The organism is Burkholderia orbicola (assembly GCF_900100915.1).
Classification (GTDB): Bacteria; Pseudomonadota; Gammaproteobacteria; order Burkholderiales; family Burkholderiaceae; genus Burkholderia; species Burkholderia orbicola.
The window spans coordinates 2,360,530-2,377,373 of sequence record NZ_FNKW01000001.1 but is presented as its reverse complement, the minus strand read 5'-3'; the positions used below and the strand labels follow the sequence as shown (position 1 = coordinate 2,377,373).

The following is a 16,844-nucleotide window of genomic DNA, read 5'->3' as shown; positions in this document are numbered from 1 at the left end:
TTTCATCACGGCCAGACAAACGCCGGAATTCCCCGTTCCGGCGCGCACGACACGCGTCAATCCGAATCGTCGTCGTCCGAGTCGTCACCCTCGTCGGCCGGCGCTTCCCCGTATTTCGCGACGACGGCCGCCCTGAACGTCTTCAGCGCCGGCTCATCGCCGCACAGCTTGTACAACGCGGCCAGCTGTTGCGGCCAGTCCTTCAACTCCTTCGCAAACACATGCAGGCGCGCGACGGTATCGAGCGCGTCGGCTTCGCGGCCGGCCAGCGCCTGCAGCACCGCGTAGCGGCGCAGCACCGTCTCGCCCGGCAGCAGCGCGATCGCGCGCTCGTGCGCGGCGAGCTTGAGCGGCAGGTTGTCCGGCGAAATGGTCAGCAGCGTCGCCGCACCGTAATCGCCCCACGCGCCGAACAGCAGCGACGGCGCATCGCGATACTGCGCGGCCGGGCTGCTGCCGTAATAGAGCACTTCTGCGCGCTGGTAGTCGCGCAGCACGGGCACCGCCGCCAGCACGCCGCCCAGCGACAGCACTGCGAACAGCCCGAATGCCGCACGCCCCGGCAGGACGCGCAGCGGCTTCACCTCGAGCAGCCCGATCACGAACATCGCCGGTAGCAGGAAGAACATGTATTGCTGCGGATACTCGACCAGCGCATGCATCAGCAGGATGCCGATCAGCGCGAAGCCGAACACGCGCATGCTCGACTGCGGCGCCCGCACCGTGCGCACGAACCACATGACGAGCGTGACAGCGAGCACGCCGAGCCCGACGAGACCGGACTTCGCGAGCAGGTCGATGAAGATGTCGTGCGAGTTGTTCGCGATCTCGACGCCGCCGAGCGTGCGCACGAGCGCAAACTGGTGCGACGGGAATTCGCCCCAGCCGACGCCGAGCAGCGGATGCTCGCGGAACATCGCGAGCCCGTACTTCCACAGCGCGAGGCGCGGCGCGATCTGCCCGGCGTCGCGCATCCGGTCGGCGGCCGACTCCGCGAGATTCAGGTGATAGTGCACGTTGGCCCAGCGCACCGCGACGTTCACCGCGATGAACGCGACCGCCAGCACGACCGGTATCAGCCACGCACGCGCATTGCCCGGCGTGCGGCGCGATTCGACCCACGCCATCCAGAAGCCCGCGACGACCATCACCGCCACCTGCAGCCACGGCCCGCGCGACACCGTCAGCGCGAGACCGACCGACAGTACGAGCGACAACGCGAGCCAGGCCCACACCGCGAGCCGGCGTGTCTGGACCAGATACAGCGCGCCCGCGAGCGCGAAGGCGATGTAGCTGGCCAGGTGGTTCGCCTGCGCCATGTTGCCGTACGGACGGCGGTCGACCGCGATGTTGTACACGACGACGAACGGCGAGACGGCCGACTCGAGGTGGAACAGCTGCACGATCTGGGTACCGACCGCGAACACGCCGCCCACGAGCAGCGCGCCGGCCATCATCCGCGACACGGTTTCCGCCATCCCGTCGCGCGCGAGCGCGTAGCCGGCCTGCATCGCGACCAGCGCGGCCGCGAGATAACCGACCGCCAGCCAGTTCATCGACGGCACCTTGAGCGGGATCAGCGCGACCTGCGCGATCAGCACCGCCGCAAAGCCGAGCGGGACGACGAACGCGGCCGGTGCGGCAAACGGCTCGGCCGGGCGGCCGGTGCGCGCGAGCAGCACGACGGACACGCCCACCAGCAGATACAGCACCAGCGCGGAAAACTCGGAATAGAAGGTCGGGATCGGATACGTGTGATTCGTGATCGCGTACGGCACGATCAGGGCGACAGCCAGCGCAACGAGCGACAACGAACGGGAAAAAGTAGAAGGCATGAGCGAACCGGATGTCAGCAACCGGCGCACTATACAAAACTTTCCCTGCTCTGTGCGGGGCCGTCGCTCCGCGAGCCGGCGCCGGGCTGCGGCCCGGCCGGCCGAAGCGGCGGCCGGCAGGCCGCAGGCGCCGCCGCCCTGCTTCTCCGCCAGCCTTATGCGCGGCACTCCGCGGGCGCATATTTCGCGGGCAGCGTCGCGGCGTTACCCGGCAACGGCCCCGCTCCGGGCGCCGGCAGCGACGACGCGTCCTTGCCGGCCGCGAAGCATTCCCATGCAATCGCGCCCGCCTGTATCGCGCCCTTTTTGAGCGGCACGCGCGCGGTGGGCGCCTCGGCCTTGTCGGGCGCGGACGGCACGAGCACCAGCGTATTGGTGCCGGCCGCGGCGACGCGGGTGGTGAAAGAAACCGTGATCTGGCCGGTGGCGCCGTCGATCGCAACCGATTCGACGTTGCGGGTACCGGCGGGCGGGCTGTAGCCGCCGTCGAGACTCGCGCCGCTCGCGGCGTTGTCGGCGACCGCGAGCCGCGCGGACGATGCGAGCGCCAGCCCCTCGCCAACGCGCGAGCGCGCGAGGTAATCCTGGTACGCGGGAATCGCATAGGCCGCGACGACCCCGACGATCGCCAACACGATCATCAGTTCGATCAGCGTGAAGCCGGCCAGCCGCCAGCGCGACGACGGCCGGTTCGCGTGCCGCAGATCGGCGGCAACGCGACGGAACAGGGAAACGGAAAAGGCTTCGAACATGAACAGGCTCCGGAAACGAAAAACGCCTGCCGATACAGGCAGGCGTCTCGATCGTAGCCAGCGGGCCGCGAAGCCGGCAGTCAGCCGGATGGCCAGTCAGTGCGCGTGCGGCACGCTGCGGCGTTTCCTAAGCGCATAACCGATCGCGACGACGAACAGTGCGCCGACGATGCTCGCGCCGTAGACCACTTCCGGCGCATCGAGCACCGGCCAGCGGTCGCCGACCGGATCGTTCACGATCAGCCCGCCCGCGATCCAGCCGAGCAGCCCGGCGCCGAATGCCACGACGACCGGGAAACGGTCGAGCAGCTTCAGCACCAGCGTGCTGCCCCACACGATGATCGGCACGCTGACGATGAGCCCGAAGATCACGAGCGCGATCCGGTGCGACGGATCGGCCTGCTCGGCCGCGCCGGCGATCGCGATCACGTTGTCGAGGCTCATGACCGCATCGGCGATCACGATCGTCTTCACGGCATCCCACAGCCGGTCGGCCGGCTTGATGTTGTCGTGCGCGTCGGCGGCCGGCGCCATCAGCTTGATGCCGATCCACAGCAGCAGCAGGCCGCCGCCGAGCTTCAGGAACGGCACGTCGAGCAGCGCGACCGCGAACGTGATCAGCGCGACACGCAGCAGGATCGCCCCCGCGGTGCCCCAGACGACGCCGCGCAGCCGCTGGTTCGCCGGCAGGTTGCGGCACGCAAGCGCGATCACGACCGCGTTGTCGCCGCCGAGCAGGATATCAATGATGACGATCTGGAGAATGGCGCCCCAGTGCAGCGAGGTCAGGAATTCGAGCATGGCGGAGAGGAAAGGACAACGGCTGCCTTGCGGGCGGCCCGGTTCATCGTAGGCGCATGCAGAACGCATGCCCGGTGCTTACGAATTCATTGCGGGAGCATAACAAAAAACGCCGGCAAAGCCGGCGTTTTTTGCAGGACGAGCCCAATGGAAATGATTACAGCGCCTTCTTCAGCAGACGGCCCATTTCCGACGGGTTGCGCGTGACGGTGATGCCGCACGCTTCCATGATTTCCAGCTTCGCTTCGGCCGTATCCGCACCGCCCGAGATCAGCGCGCCGGCGTGGCCCATGCGCTTGCCCGGAGGCGCCGTGACGCCCGCGATGAAGCCGACCACCGGCTTCTTCATGTTGTCCTTGATCCACTCGGCGGCGTTGGCTTCGTCCGGACCGCCGATTTCGCCGATCATCACGACCGCATCCGTGTCCGGATCGTCGTTGAACATCTTCATCACGTCGATGTGCTTCAGGCCGTTGATCGGGTCGCCGCCGATACCGACTGCCGACGACTGGCCGAGGCCGAGTGCCGTCAGCTGTGCAACGGCTTCATACGTCAGCGTGCCCGAACGCGACACGACGCCGATGCGGCCCTTGCGGTGGATGTGACCCGGCATGATGCCGATCTTCAGTTCGTCCGGCGTGATCGTGCCCGGGCAGTTCGGCCCGAGCAGCAGCGTCTTGCGGCCTTCGCGACGCATGCGGTCCTTCACTTCGATCATGTCACGGACGGGGATGCCTTCCGTGATGCAGATCGCGAGATCCAGGTCGGCTTCGACCGCTTCCCAGATCGCAGCGGCCGCGCCTGCCGGCGGAACGTAGATGACCGACACGGTCGCGCCGGTTTCCGCCTTCGCTTCCTTGACGCTCGCGTAGATCGGAATGCCTTCGAAGTCTTCGCCGGCCTTCTTCGGGTTCACGCCCGCGACGAATGCTTCGCGGCCGTTTGCGTATTCACGGCAGGCGCGCGTATGGAACTGACCGGTTTTGCCGGTAATGCCCTGCGTGATGACCTTCGTGTCCTTGTTGATCAGAATCGACATGTATTTTGACCTCTGTTCGATGGGCGTCGCGTGCAAACCGCGCCGCCCTACGTGTTCATTAGCGCGTGCTTACTTGCCTGCGGCAGCCGCGACGACCTTCTGCGCAGCCTCTTCCATGCTGTCGGCCGAGATGATCGGCAGGCCCGAATCGGCCAGCATCTTCTTGCCGAGGTCCTCGTTCGTGCCCTTCATGCGCACGACGAGCGGCACGTTCAGGTTCACGGCCTTCGAACCGGCGATCACGCCTTCCGCGATCACGTCGCAGCGCATGATGCCGCCGAAGATGTTCACGAGGATCGCCTTCAGGTCCGGGTTCTTCAGCATCAGCTTGAACGCTTCCGTGACCTTCTCGGTCGTCGCACCGCCGCCGACGTCCAGGAAGTTCGCCGGTTCGCCGCCGAACAGCTTGATGGTGTCCATCGTCGCCATCGCGAGGCCCGCGCCGTTCACGAGGCAGCCGATGTTGCCGTCGAGCGAGATGTACGCGAGGTCGAACTTCGACGCTTCGATTTCAGCCGGATCTTCTTCGTCCAGATCGCGGTACGCGACGATTTCCGGGTGACGGAACAGCGCGTTCGAGTCGAAGTTGAACTTCGCGTCGAGTGCGGTGACCTTGCCGTCGCCAGAGACGTTCAGCGGGTTGATTTCGGCCAGCGATGCGTCGGTTTCCCAGAATGCCTTGTACAGGCCTTGCAGGATCGCGCGCGCTTGCGGAATCGACGCAGCCGGCACGCCGATCTTCGCGGCGAGGTCGTCGGCCTGCGCGTCCAGCAGGCCCGTCGACGGCTCGACGATGACCTTGTGGATCAGTTCCGGGTGCTTCTCGGCGACTTCTTCGATGTCCATGCCGCCTTCGCTCGAACCCATCAGCACGATCTTCTGCGAGATGCGGTCGACGACGAGGCTGACATACAGTTCCTGCTTGATGTCGGCGCCTTCTTCGATCATCAGACGGTTGACCTTCTGGCCTTCCGGACCGGTCTGGTGCGTGACGAGCTGCATGCCGAGGATCTGGTTCGCGTATTCGCGGACCTGCTCGATCGACTTCGCCACCTTCACGCCGCCGCCCTTGCCACGGCCACCCGCGTGAATCTGAGCCTTCACGACCCATACCGGGCCGCCGAGCTCTTCCGCCACCTTGACGGCCTCGTCAACCGAGAACGCCGGCTTGCCGCGCGGTACCGCGACTCCGAATTTCCGCAGGATTTCCTTACCCTGGTACTCGTGAATCTTCATGCGTGATTCCCTTCAGTCTGAGAGTTGGATGAAAAGTCGCTTAAGACGCTTCTTCGAATGATTTCCGTTCATTCCTTCGTGCTGCCTTCACCGGGCAGATCCGGCCGAATCGGGCCGTACCAGCGCGGGTAGTACTGCCGCACGACCTCGCCGTCGAATCGCAGCGCACGGCAGCGGCCGAGCTGGAAAGGCGGTTCGGCGTGCGCGCCGTCGTGATCCGGCCCTTCGCCGCCCTCCTCGCGCACGTTCCACACGTCACCGGCGAACGCCTGGATCGCGGCCGTCGGCAGCACGGCGCACAGTTCGGTGAGATGGGAACAGCCTGCGACGCCGGCGAGGAGCCGGTTCGCGTTGCGGCGGAAATTGCGGAAGAGATTGAGCCCGATGAGGGCCCGATAGGCGGGCGGGGCGGATTGACAATGACCAGGATAGGGCACCCATTCCGAAGACGCTTCGGCGTCGACGACATTGAGGTCACGATCGATGGTCACGCGCAGCCAGAGTTCGTGGATCGGCAGGCCCTGGGGCCGGATGCCCGACGCAAGCGCGACATCGCGCGGCTTGTGGTCGGTCAGGCAGGCTTCGATGTCCCACAAGCCGTCGCCGCGCTCGTAGGCTTCCGCTCGGATTGCGCGTCGATGTCGCAACTGACGGGGCACGGGCTCGGATAGCGGCATGCTGGAGGTTGAGGCCGAAGAGGAAAACCCGTGGATTTTAGCATATTGGGTATTTGAGACAGTTTGCCGCGACGGCGGGTATTCCCGCCTGTCCGGAAGCGGTTGCAATGCAGCAAAATCGCGCGCCACGCGCGCGACCGGGCGGCTCAGTCGTCGATCGGGAAATCGTCGCCGACCTTCAGCAACTTCACGATGGTCGCGCTCGAGAAGCCGCGCGCGGCCAGGAAGCGCGCCTGCTTCGCGCGTTCGGCGGGCGTTTGCGGCAGTGCACCGAATTTCTTGCGCCAGACAGCCTGCGCGCGCGTCAATTCGGTCTCGCGCAATTGGGCATTCACCTCTTCGACGAGACTGTCGCCGACCGCATGGCGCTTCAGCTCGCTGACGATGCGCGCGACGCCGACACGCGACGCGCGACGATGCACGAGGCTCTCGGCGAAGCGCGCGTCGGACAGCCAGCCTTCCTGTTCCAGCGCATCGAGTACCGGTTCGATGGACTCGCCTTCGTCGACGTAGGGTGCGAGCTTGCGCGCGAGCTCCGCGCGGCTGTATTCACGCCTCGACAGATAGCCGAGCGCGCGGCCCTTCAACGACCGCGGCGGCTTCGACGACTTGCGCTCGCTGGCGCCCGGCGCGTCGCTTGAAGCAGCGCCGCCGGAAGATGCGCCGAAAGACGCACCGGCTACGCGGCGTGTGCGGCGCGGATGCTGGCTGCTGCGCGTATAGACATCTTCCGTCGCGGACGCATCGGCTGTGCGATCGGCCGGGGCGCGATCGCCCGGGAAGCGGACACCGGACACGCGACGGCGCGAGCGATCATGCGCGTCGAACGACTCATCGTCGTCGAACGGATCGTCCGGTGCGGCAATCTCAAATGAAACGAGGGCATCGTCGGATGCCCTCGTCGCGGTGCGGTTCGCGGCGTTGCCGCCTGCGTCCCGCCGGTCGGCGCCCGAGGAACCGGCTCGCCGGCCGGAGCGACCCGCCGTTTCGGGCATGTCGCTCTCCTCCGGCTCGCCAGCCTGACCTCGGCGCACAACCATTACTCTTCTTCGTCCAACACCTCGGCTTCGTTGGCTACGCCATCGGGCATGCTGACGACACCGAGCGATTCGCGGATGCGGTTTTCGATCTCGCGTGCGATTTCCGGATTCTCGCGCAGGAATTCACGCGCATTGTCCTTGCCCTGGCCGATCTTCTCGCCGTTGTAGCTGTACCAGGCGCCCGCCTTGTCGACGATCTTCGCCTGCACGCCAAGATCGATGATCTCGCCCTGACGCGAAATGCCTTCGCCGTACAGGATGTCGAAGATCGCTTCGCGGAACGGCGGCGACACCTTGTTCTTGACGACCTTCACGCGGGTTTCGTTGCCGATCACCTCGTCGTTCTTCTTGATCGAGCCGATCCGGCGAATGTCGAGACGCACCGACGAATAGAACTTCAGCGCGTTGCCGCCGGTGGTGGTTTCCGGGTTGCCGAACATCACGCCGATCTTCATCCGGATCTGGTTGATGAAGATCACGAGGCAGTTCGTGCGCTTGATCGTGCCGGTCAGCTTGCGCAGCGCCTGCGACATCAGGCGAGCCTGCAGACCCGGCAGCGAATCGCCCATCTCGCCTTCGATTTCGGCCTTCGGCACGAGCGCCGCGACCGAGTCGATGACGATCATGTCGATCGAGCCCGAGCGCACCAGCGCATCGGTGATTTCGAGCGCCTGCTCGCCGGTGTCCGGCTGCGAGATCAGCAGTTCCGGCACGTTCACGCCGAGCTTCGACGCGTACTGGACGTCGAGCGCGTGCTCGGCGTCGATGAAGGCTGCCGTGCCGCCGATCTTCTGCAGTTCAGCGATGACTTGCAGCGTGAGGGTGGTTTTACCGGACGATTCCGGTCCGTAGATCTCGACCACCCGGCCGCGCGGCAGGCCGCCGACGCCCAGCGCGATGTCGAGACCCAGCGACCCCGTGGAGACGACCTGGATATTCTCGGCCGCCTCGCCGTCGCCCATGCGCATGATCGAGCCCTTGCCGAACTGCTTCTCGATCTGTGCGAGTGCGGCCGCCAGCGCCTTGCTCTTCTCGGCGGTCATCCCGGAGCCCTTCTTGCTATCTTCCATGAATCGTCCTTTGCTATGATGAGCAGCGTCTGTTGGAGGCGCGCTCGCTTCAAGCGCTGCCCACGAATGCAGACACTGTATAAAAAAACAGTGTTTTGTGCAAGCCCGCAATGCAAAGCGTTGTGCACGAATAACTTCGGAGACAGCCGCGCCGGCGCGAACGCCCTGCCGGCACCGGTCAGCAACATGCGAATTCTCATCGCCGAAGACGACAGCATACTCGCGGACGGCCTCACCCGGTCACTCCGCCAATCGGGCTATGCCGTCGATCACGTGAAGAGCGGCGTCGACGCCGACACCGCGCTGTCGATGCAGACTTTCGACCTGCTGATCCTCGATCTCGGGCTGCCGAAAATGTCCGGGCTCGACGTGCTCAAGCGCCTGCGCGCGCGCAATTCCAATCTCCCCGTGCTGATCCTGACCGCCGCCGACAGCGTCGACGAACGCGTGAAAGGGCTCGACCTCGGCGCCGACGACTACATGGCCAAGCCGTTCGCGCTCAACGAGCTCGAGGCGCGCGTGCGCGCGCTGACCCGGCGCGGCGCCGGCGGCGGCCCGACCGTCGTGCGCCACGGCTCGCTCGCGTTCGACCAGGTCGGCCGCATCGCGTACGCGAACGATCACGTGCTCGATCTCTCCGCGCGCGAGCTCGGCCTGCTCGAGGTGCTGCTGCAGCGGATCGGCCGGCTCGTGTCGAAGGAACAGCTCGTCGATCATCTGTGCGAATGGGGCGAGGAAGTCAGCAACAACGCGATCGAAGTCTACGTGCACCGGCTGCGCAAGAAGATCGAACCGAGCGGCGTGCGGATCTCGACCGTGCGCGGCCTCGGCTATTGCCTCGAGAAGGTCGCGCCCGCGACGCCGGCCGACACGGCGGCGCCCCAGCCCGCGGCGGCCGGCACGCCGCTGCGCTGACGCCGGGCGGCGCCGCGATGGCCACGCCGGCCCATTCCCCTTCCCGCCACCCGACCGGCGCGCCGTCGTCGGCTGCCGACGAGGCGCGCGACGCGCGCTACGAGAACCCGTTCGCGCCGCCCGACGAGACCGAATCGCCCGAAACGCCGCGCCCGCGCTCGCTGTTCGGCGAAATCCTCGACTGGATGCTCGCGCCGCTGCTGCTGCTGTGGCCGATGAGCATCGCCGTCACCTATCTCGTCGCGAAAACGATCGCGAACAGCCCGTTCGATCGCGCGCTCGAGACCAACGCCTACGTGCTCGCGCGCCAGATCCATCCGGTCAACGGCGTCGCCGAGCTGACGCTGCCGGAGCAGACGCGCGACTTCCTGCGCGCGGACAACATCGACAGCGTCTACTTCCAGGTGCTCGGCACGCGCGGCGAGCTGGTCGCCGGCGAAGCCGACATGCCGCTGCCGCGTGACGAGGACCGCCCGCCGCCGGGCGTCGTCGTGTTCCGTGACGATCTGCTGCGCGGCAACGACGTGCGCGTCGCGTATACGACCGTCGCGCTGCCGCAGGCGAGCGGCGCGCAGCCCGTGCTCGTGCAGGTCGGCGAGACGCTCGACAAGCGCAACGCGCTCGCCAACGACATCATCAAGGGCGTGATCCTGCCGCAATTCGTGATCCTGCCGCTCGCGATCCTGCTCGTCTGGTTCGGGCTGTCGCGCGGGCTCGCGCCGCTCAACGCGCTGCAGGCGCACATCCGCGCGCGGCGGCCCGACGACCTGTCGCCCGTCGAGGCGCAGCGCGCGCCGCCCGAGATCGAGCCGCTCGTCACGTCGTTCAACGACCTGCTCGCGCGCCTCGAACAGAACATGGCGCTGCAGAAACGCTTCATCGCCGATGCCGCGCACCAGATGAAGACGCCGCTCGCGGGCCTGCGCACGCAGGCCGAGTTCGCGCTGCGCCACCCGGTGCCACCCGACGTCCAGCGCTCGCTCGAGCAGATCGCGACGAGCTCCGAGCAGGCCGCGCGGCTCGTCACGCAACTGCTGGCGCTCGCGCGCGCCGAGAACCGCGCGAGCGGGCTGACGTTCGAGCCGGTCGAGATCGGTTCGCTCGCGCGGCGCACCGTGCGCGACTGGGTGCAGGCCGCGCTCGCGAAACGCATGGACCTCGGGTACGAAGGCCCGGACGACGACGCGCCGCTCGAGGTCGACGGCAACCCGGTGATGCTGCGCGAGATGCTCGGCAACCTGGTCGACAACGCGATCCGCTATACGCCCGAAGGCGGCCGCATCACGGTGCGCGTACGGGCCGAGCGCGCGGCGCGGCGCGTGCATCTCGAGGTCGAGGATACCGGCCCCGGCATCCCGGCCGGCGAGCGCGAGCGCGTCGTCGAGCGTTTCTACCGGATCCTCGGCCGCGAAGGCGACGGCAGCGGCCTCGGGCTCGCGATCGTGCGCGAGATCGCCACGCAGCACGGCGGCACGCTGACGCTCGACGATCACGTCTACCAGCACGCGCCGCGCCTCGCCGGCACGCTGGTGCGCATCAGCCTGCCGCTGACCGATACCGCCCCGGATTAACCCTGACGCGTGCCGCCACGGCGCGGCGCCAATACGCAGAAACCGGCGCTTTACCGGACGTTCACGCCACGATCGACACGCGAAGCGACCGATTCGACACGGGTTAACGCGCAGTCGTTTTGTACGCGCAAGTCAGTGCGCCGTAAGTTTCCGTGCCAATAATCGTCGACAGGCCCGCCCCTCCCAAGGCGGCCGCACATCTATATCAAGGGACTTGGAGACGATTCATGGCAACGTTAGGCGGGCAAATTTCGCACTCGCCGATGACGGGCGAAGAGAAGAAGGTGATCTTCGCGTCGTCGCTCGGCACCGTGTTCGAGTGGTACGACTTTTACCTGGCCGGCTCGCTCGCGGCCTACATCAGCAAGAGCTTCTTCTCCGGCGTCAATCCGACCGCCGCCTTCATCTTCACGCTGCTCGGCTTCGCCGCCGGCTTCGCGGTGCGGCCGTTCGGCGCGATCGTGTTCGGCCGGCTCGGCGACCTCGTCGGCCGCAAGCACACGTTCCTCGTGACGATCGTGATCATGGGCGTCTCGACGTTCGTGGTCGGCTTCCTGCCGGGCTACGCGTCGATCGGCATCGCCGCCCCCGTGATCTTCATCGCGATGCGGCTGTTACAGGGCCTCGCGCTCGGCGGCGAGTACGGCGGCGCGGCGACCTACGTCGCCGAGCATGCGCCGGCCAACCGGCGCGGCTTCTACACTGCCTGGATCCAGACGACGGCCACGCTCGGGCTGTTCCTGTCGCTGCTCGTGATCCTCGGCGTGCGCACGTTCATCGGCGAGGAAGCGTTCGGCAGCTGGGGCTGGCGCGTGCCGTTCGTCGCATCGATCCTGCTGCTCGGGGTGTCGGTGTGGATCCGGCTGCAACTGAACGAATCGCCGGTGTTCCTGCGCATCAAGGCGGAAGGCAAGACGTCGAAGGCGCCGCTGACCGAAGCATTCGGCCAGTGGAAGAACCTGAAGATCGTGATCCTCGCGCTGATCGGCCTGACGGCCGGCCAGGCCGTTGTGTGGTACACGGGCCAGTTCTACGCGCTGTTCTTCCTCACGCAGACGCTGAAGGTCGACGGCGCCAGCGCGAACATCCTGATCGCGATCGCGCTCCTGATCGGCACGCCGTTCTTCCTGTTCTTCGGTTCGCTGTCGGACAAGATCGGCCGCAAGCCGATCATCCTGGCGGGCTGCCTGATCGCCGCGCTGACCTACTTCCCGCTGTTCAAGGCGCTCACGCACTACGCGAACCCGCAGCTCGAACTCGCGACGCAGAAGGCGCCGATCACGGTCCTCGCCGATCCGGCCACCTGCTCGTTCCAGTTCAACCCGGTGGGCACGTCGAAGTTCACCAGCTCGTGCGACATCGCGAAGAGCGCGCTCGCGAAGGCCGGCCTGAATTATGAGAACGTCGCGGCGCCGGCCGGCGCGCAGGCCGAAATCAAGGTCGGTGACACGGTGATCCAGACCTACGACGGCAAGGCGGCCGACGCGAAGGCGCAGGGCGCGGCGTTCGACAAGACGCTCGCGTCGACGCTGAAGGGGGCCGGCTACCCGGCGAAGGCCGACCCGGCGCAACTCAACTGGCCGATGACGATCGTGATCCTGACGATCCTCGTGATCTTCGTGACGATGGTCTACGGCCCGATCGCCGCGATGCTGGTCGAGATGTTCCCGACGCGAATCCGCTACACGTCGATGTCGCTGCCCTATCACATCGGCAACGGCTGGTTCGGCGGCTTCCTGCCGGCGACCGCGTTCGCGATCGTCGCGGCGAAGGGCAACATCTACTCGGGGCTCTGGTATCCGATCGTGATCGCGCTGGCCACGTTCGTGATCGGCCTGCTGTTCGTCAAGGAGACGAAGGACTCGGACATCTACGCGCAGGATTGATGTCGAGGGTGCGGCGGGGATGGCCAGCGGAGGATCTCCTTCCGGTGACTGGCTCCCGCCACGATGGAGGTCGGCACGGCGACTGGCAACTTTTTTCGGGAAAGATGGAAAAAGCTATTGACAGCTGACCGGCCGATCGACATAATTCAAGTCTTCACGGCGAATTAGCTCAGTCGGTTAGAGCGACGGAATCATAATCCGCAGGTCCGGGGTTCGAATCCCTGATTCGCCACCAAATGCGAAAAGCCGCTGTTTCGAAAGAAACAGCGGCTTTTTTCATTGCTTCATCCGGCGCACGCGGCGTCGCGCGTTGCCCGCCTTCAGGCCGCGCGCTGCGCCAGGACTACGCCACCACCGCTCCGCGCTGCGCATCCGGCGTCTCCGCCCGCACCTTCCCCCGCCAGTTCTCCCCGCCCTCCAGCGCCGGCGTCGACTCGAACACCTCCGCGATCCAGTCCGCAAACACGCGCACCTTCTGCGACAGATGCCGGTTGTGCGGGTAGACGATCGAGATCGGCTTCGGCTTCGGATTGCTGTCCGGCAGCACCTCGACCAGCGAGCCGTCGAGCAGGTGCGGCAGCACCATGAACAGCGTCGGCTGGATCATCCCGAAGCCTTCGAGCCCGCACGTCACGTACGCATCGGAGTCGTTGACCGTGACGCTGCCGTTCATCCGCACCTCGAACGGCTTGCCGTCGATCATGAACACCCACGGAATCGCCCGCGCGCCGTGGCTCGAGCGAAAATTCACCGCGTGATGCTCGACGAGATCGGCAATCTCGTTCGGCTCGCCGTGACGGGCGAGGTAATCGGGCGACGCGCACGTCACGCGCTTGAGCATCCCGATACGCCGCGCGACCATCGACGAATCCTCGAGCGGCCCGACCCGGATCATGCAGTCGATGCCCTCCTCGACCGGATCGACGTAGCGGTCGGACAGCCCCAGCTCGAGCGTGATGTCCGGATAGCGCTGCCGGAAGATCGACAGCGACGGCAGCACGACGCGCCGCCCGAGCGAACTCGGCATGTGGACGCGCAGCACGCCGCTCGGCTTGCGGTTGCCGGCCTGGAAACTCGCATCGGCCTCGGCGATCTCCGCGATGATCTTCATGCAATGCTCGTAGTACGCGGCGCCCTCCGGCGTCAGCGACAGCCGGCGCGTGGTCCGGTGCATCAGGCGCACGCCGAGCAGCGCCTCGAGATTCTGGATGATGGTCGTCACCGATGCGCGCGGCATCGCGAGCGTGTCGGCCGCCCGCGTAAAGCTGTTCGCGTCGACCACGCGGGTAAAAACCTCCATTGCCTGGATGCGGTCCATGCTGCTTCCCCCTTCGAATCGCCAACGGGACAGAATAGAGCGCGCGGCGGGCGCGGCACAAGCCCCCGCCTATTGTTCTCCGATCCTGAATAGTTTCGACGCTTCGGACTGGAAACCGACCGGTTTCCGTTCAGTTCCGGGTAGCGGCCGCCGCGGCCCCGCTCATCCGTCAACCGTCACCGCACGAACCGCTCGCGATATCCCTGCGGCGATACGCCCAGCACGCGCACGAAGCTGCGCCGCAGCGTCTCCTCCGAACCGAAGCCGCAACGCCCGGCGATCCGCTTGACGGGCCATGTCGTTTCGCCGAGCAGGCGTTGCGCGGCCTCGACACGGATCTGCTCGACCGCACGCGCGGGCGTTCGGCCGGTTTCCGCGCGATAGTGGCGCACGAAGCTGCGCTCGCTCATGCTCACGCGCTCGGCGAGCGCGGGCACCGACAGGTCGGCCGTCAGGTGCTCGGCCATCCATGCGTGCAACTCGCCGAACCGGTCGGCGGTGCGCTGCATCGACAGCATCGTGCTGAACTGCGCCTGCCCGCCCGGACGCTTCAGGAATACGACGAGTTCGCGCGCGACGTCGAGCGCGGTCGCCCGCCCGAGATCCTCCTCGACCAGCGCGAGCGCGAGATCGATGCCGGCCGTCACGCCGGCCGACGTCCACAGCGCACCTTCGCGGATGAAGATCGGGTCCGGCTCGACGCGCACGTTCGGGTAGCGCGCCGCGAATTCGTCGCAGCGCGCCCAGTGCGTGACCGCGCGCCGCCCGTCGAGCAGGCCGGCCTCGGCGAGCAGGAACGCGCCGGTGCAGACCGACGCCACGCGCCGCGCGCGCCCGGCCTGCTGCCGCACCCAGCGTACCACCCGCGCGTCCTTCGACGCCGCGTGCACGCCCTTGCCGCCGGCGACGATCAGCGTGTCGGGACGGCGCGCGGCCGCACGCAGCGACTCGGCCATCACGACGAGACCCGACGACGTCTCGACGGGCCCCGCTTCGACGGCCACGACGCGCGGCGCATACGGCGCCGGCTGCCCGCGCTCCAGCGCGAGCTCGTTGACGGACGCGAACACCTGCAACGGGCCCGTCACATCGAGCAGTTGCGCACGGGGAAACGCGAGGACCAGGATCGAACGCGGGGCGGCAGGCATGGCGATTGGCTGAAAACGTGGGTGATATGGCAATTTCGCCAAACACTACGCGCCTAGAATCGACCTGTCCATCCCGTGCCGAACGGCGCGCCCCTTCCCTGTCGGAGCTTTCGCATGACCCTGCATATCGGCCTTCTCGTCTTTCCGGGCGTCCAGCAACTCGACCTCACCGGCCCGCACGACGTGCTCGCGTCGCTGCCGGACGCAACCGTCCATCTGGTGTGGAAGTCGCGCGACGCGGTCGCGTCGAGCAGCGGCCTCGCGCTCGCGCCGACCTGTACGTTCGACGACTGCCCGCCGCTCGACGTGATCTGCATCCCGGGCGGCATCGGCATCAACGAACTGCTGCTCGATGCCGAAACGATCGCGTTCGTGCAGCAGCGCGCGGCCACCGCGCGCTACGTGACGTCGGTCTGCACGGGCTCGCTGCTGCTGGGCGTGGCCGGCCTGCTGCGCGGGCGGCGCGCGACGACGCACTGGGCGTTCCACGCGCTGCTCGAACCGCTGGGTGCGATACCCGTGCGCGAACGCGTCGTGCGCGACGGCAACCTCGTCACGGGCGGCGGCGTGACGGCTGGTATCGACTTCGCGTTGACGATCGCCGCGGAGCTGGTCGGCGACGAAGCCGCGCAGGCGATCCAGCTGCAACTCGAATATGCGCCCGCGCCGCCGTTCGACGCGGGCTCGCCCGACACCGCGCCGGCCGCGGTCGTGAAGCGCGTCACCGAACGTTCGGCCGCCGGCTTCGCGAAGCGCAAGCAGATCATCGAGCAGGCGCTGCGCGCCACGTCGCGCTGAATGCGGAACGGGAGATGCGGATGTCGGAACAATCACTGGAAAGCAGCGCACGCGCGTGCCGGAGAACACCTCGATGAACATCATCCGGAGTGCCGCATTCACGGCGGACCGTGCGTGGGGCGCCCTCGACATCGCAAACCTGAACGGCATCACGGTGCGGCTGCACTGGACCGACGAGCCGTATCGCTGGCACGTGAACGACGGCGAGGAGGTGTTCGCGGTGCTCGACGGCCGCGTCGAGATGCGCTACCGCGAAGCGGGCGTCGAGCACGCGACGGTACTCGAAACGGGCGACGTCTTCCATGCGACGGTCGGCACCGAGCACGTCGCGCATCCGCTCGGCGCCGCGCGCATCCTCGTGATCGAGACCGAAGGCAGCGTCTGACGGCGGGCGTCGGGGTTTCGATGTCGCGCGGATGACGGGCGCCGCCGCGCGGCGAAGGTCACCCCGAGATCGTCCCGGTTGCCTGCGAGGGGATCAGTTTCGGTAGCGGTGTGCACTGGCACTGGCACAGGTCGTGTTCGAGCGCGACGACCTTGCCCATCACGGTCATCGTGCGCTCGCCGCCGTCCGATACGATCACGCCCGGCGACTTGCACGCCGCGCAGAACACGGCTGCGCCGAGATACGCGAGTTCGCGCCCGTCGAACGACGAATTGGCGATCCCTTCGAGCACGACGCCGCCGTGATCGGTCGTGTCGCCCTTCAGAATGAATTTGCGGCTCATGATGTCGGTTCTTCCCTCGGAAACGCCGCG

16 protein-coding genes and 1 tRNA gene are annotated in these 16,844 nt (G+C 66.9%); 6 read left to right on the top strand and 11 right to left on the bottom strand.

What is annotated here, in order from left to right:
- Positions 1-56: 56 nt before the first annotated feature.
- The 8 genes from BLS50_RS11350 to recA form a co-directional block, all read right to left on the bottom strand.
- Complete coding sequence (locus tag BLS50_RS11350; protein WP_074802234.1) at positions 57-1,835, bottom strand: PglL family O-oligosaccharyltransferase; 1,779 nt, start codon at positions 1,833-1,835, stop codon at positions 57-59.
- 155 nt (positions 1,836-1,990) lie between these two features.
- Complete coding sequence (locus tag BLS50_RS11345; RefSeq protein WP_011546121.1) at positions 1,991-2,587, bottom strand: pilin; 597 nt, start codon at positions 2,585-2,587, stop codon at positions 1,991-1,993.
- Between the two features lie 96 nt (positions 2,588-2,683).
- Complete coding sequence (locus BLS50_RS11340) at positions 2,684-3,388, bottom strand: TerC family protein (protein WP_011546122.1); 705 nt, start codon at positions 3,386-3,388, stop codon at positions 2,684-2,686.
- 157 nt (positions 3,389-3,545) lie between these two features.
- The gene (gene sucD / locus BLS50_RS11335) at positions 3,546-4,427 is read right to left on the bottom strand and encodes a succinate--CoA ligase subunit alpha (protein ID WP_006477916.1); all 882 of its coding nucleotides are present in this window, start codon (positions 4,425-4,427) and stop codon (positions 3,546-3,548) included.
- Between the two features lie 69 nt (positions 4,428-4,496).
- Positions 4,497-5,663 carry an ADP-forming succinate--CoA ligase subunit beta gene (gene sucC / locus BLS50_RS11330; protein ID WP_006477915.1) on the bottom strand — a complete coding sequence of 389 codons (1,167 nt, stop codon included), beginning with the start codon at positions 5,661-5,663 and terminating at the stop codon, positions 4,497-4,499.
- Between the two features lie 68 nt (positions 5,664-5,731).
- Entirely contained in the window at positions 5,732-6,340 is a 609-nt protein-coding gene (locus tag BLS50_RS11325; protein ID WP_012329167.1) for a DUF2889 domain-containing protein, read from the bottom strand.
- Between the two features lie 146 nt (positions 6,341-6,486).
- The gene (recX, locus tag BLS50_RS11320) at positions 6,487-7,380 is read right to left on the bottom strand and encodes a recombination regulator RecX (protein ID WP_074802233.1); all 894 of its coding nucleotides are present in this window, start codon (positions 7,378-7,380) and stop codon (positions 6,487-6,489) included.
- On the bottom strand, positions 7,380-8,450 hold the full coding sequence (recA, locus tag BLS50_RS11315; RefSeq protein ID WP_012329169.1) for a recombinase RecA: 1,071 nt from the start codon (positions 8,448-8,450) through the stop codon (positions 7,380-7,382). Before recA ends, recX begins: the two co-directional genes overlap by 1 nt.
- 186 nt (positions 8,451-8,636) lie before the next feature.
- Here recA and BLS50_RS11310 point away from each other — a divergent pair, with 186 nt between their 5' ends.
- The 4 genes from BLS50_RS11310 to BLS50_RS11295 all read left to right on the top strand — a co-directional run bounded on the left by BLS50_RS11310 (position 8,637) and on the right by BLS50_RS11295 (position 13,057).
- Positions 8,637-9,365, top strand: a complete 729-nt coding sequence (locus BLS50_RS11310) for a response regulator transcription factor (RefSeq protein ID WP_006497347.1) — start codon at positions 8,637-8,639, stop codon at positions 9,363-9,365.
- Between the two features lie 17 nt (positions 9,366-9,382).
- Positions 9,383-10,936, top strand: a complete 1,554-nt coding sequence (locus tag BLS50_RS11305; protein ID WP_027811887.1) for a sensor histidine kinase — start codon at positions 9,383-9,385, stop codon at positions 10,934-10,936.
- A 227-nt stretch (positions 10,937-11,163) separates the two neighbouring features.
- Positions 11,164-12,822, top strand: a complete 1,659-nt coding sequence (locus tag BLS50_RS11300) for an MFS transporter (RefSeq protein WP_027811886.1) — start codon at positions 11,164-11,166, stop codon at positions 12,820-12,822.
- Between the two features lie 158 nt (positions 12,823-12,980).
- Positions 12,981-13,057, top strand: a tRNA-Met gene (locus tag BLS50_RS11295).
- A gap of 108 nt (positions 13,058-13,165) precedes the next feature.
- On the opposite strand, the gene BLS50_RS11290 is transcribed toward BLS50_RS11295, so the two are convergent.
- Together BLS50_RS11290 and BLS50_RS11285 are read right to left on the bottom strand one after the other, a co-directional pair.
- Entirely contained in the window at positions 13,166-14,140 is a 975-nt protein-coding gene (locus BLS50_RS11290) for a LysR family transcriptional regulator (RefSeq protein ID WP_027807635.1), read from the bottom strand.
- Positions 14,141-14,316: 176 nt separating this feature from the next.
- Positions 14,317-15,288 (bottom strand): GlxA family transcriptional regulator, encoded by a 972-nt coding sequence (locus tag BLS50_RS11285; protein WP_074802232.1) that lies wholly within the window; start codon positions 15,286-15,288, stop codon positions 14,317-14,319.
- Positions 15,289-15,402: 114 nt separating this feature from the next.
- Between BLS50_RS11285 and BLS50_RS11280 the strand changes: the two genes are divergently transcribed.
- Both BLS50_RS11280 and BLS50_RS11275 read left to right on the top strand, forming a co-directional pair.
- Entirely contained in the window at positions 15,403-16,086 is a 684-nt protein-coding gene (locus BLS50_RS11280; RefSeq protein WP_011546131.1) for a DJ-1/PfpI family protein, read from the top strand.
- 73 nt (positions 16,087-16,159) lie between these two features.
- Positions 16,160-16,471: a cupin domain-containing protein gene (locus tag BLS50_RS11275; protein ID WP_027807637.1), complete on the top strand. Its 312-nt coding sequence runs from the start codon at positions 16,160-16,162 to the stop codon at positions 16,469-16,471.
- 58 nt (positions 16,472-16,529) lie between these two features.
- Here the strand turns inward: BLS50_RS11275 and BLS50_RS11270 are convergent, their stop codons facing one another.
- Positions 16,530-16,814 carry a PAAR domain-containing protein gene (locus tag BLS50_RS11270; protein ID WP_006477906.1) on the bottom strand — a complete coding sequence of 95 codons (285 nt, stop codon included), beginning with the start codon at positions 16,812-16,814 and terminating at the stop codon, positions 16,530-16,532.
- Between the last annotated feature and the right edge of the window lie 30 nt (positions 16,815-16,844).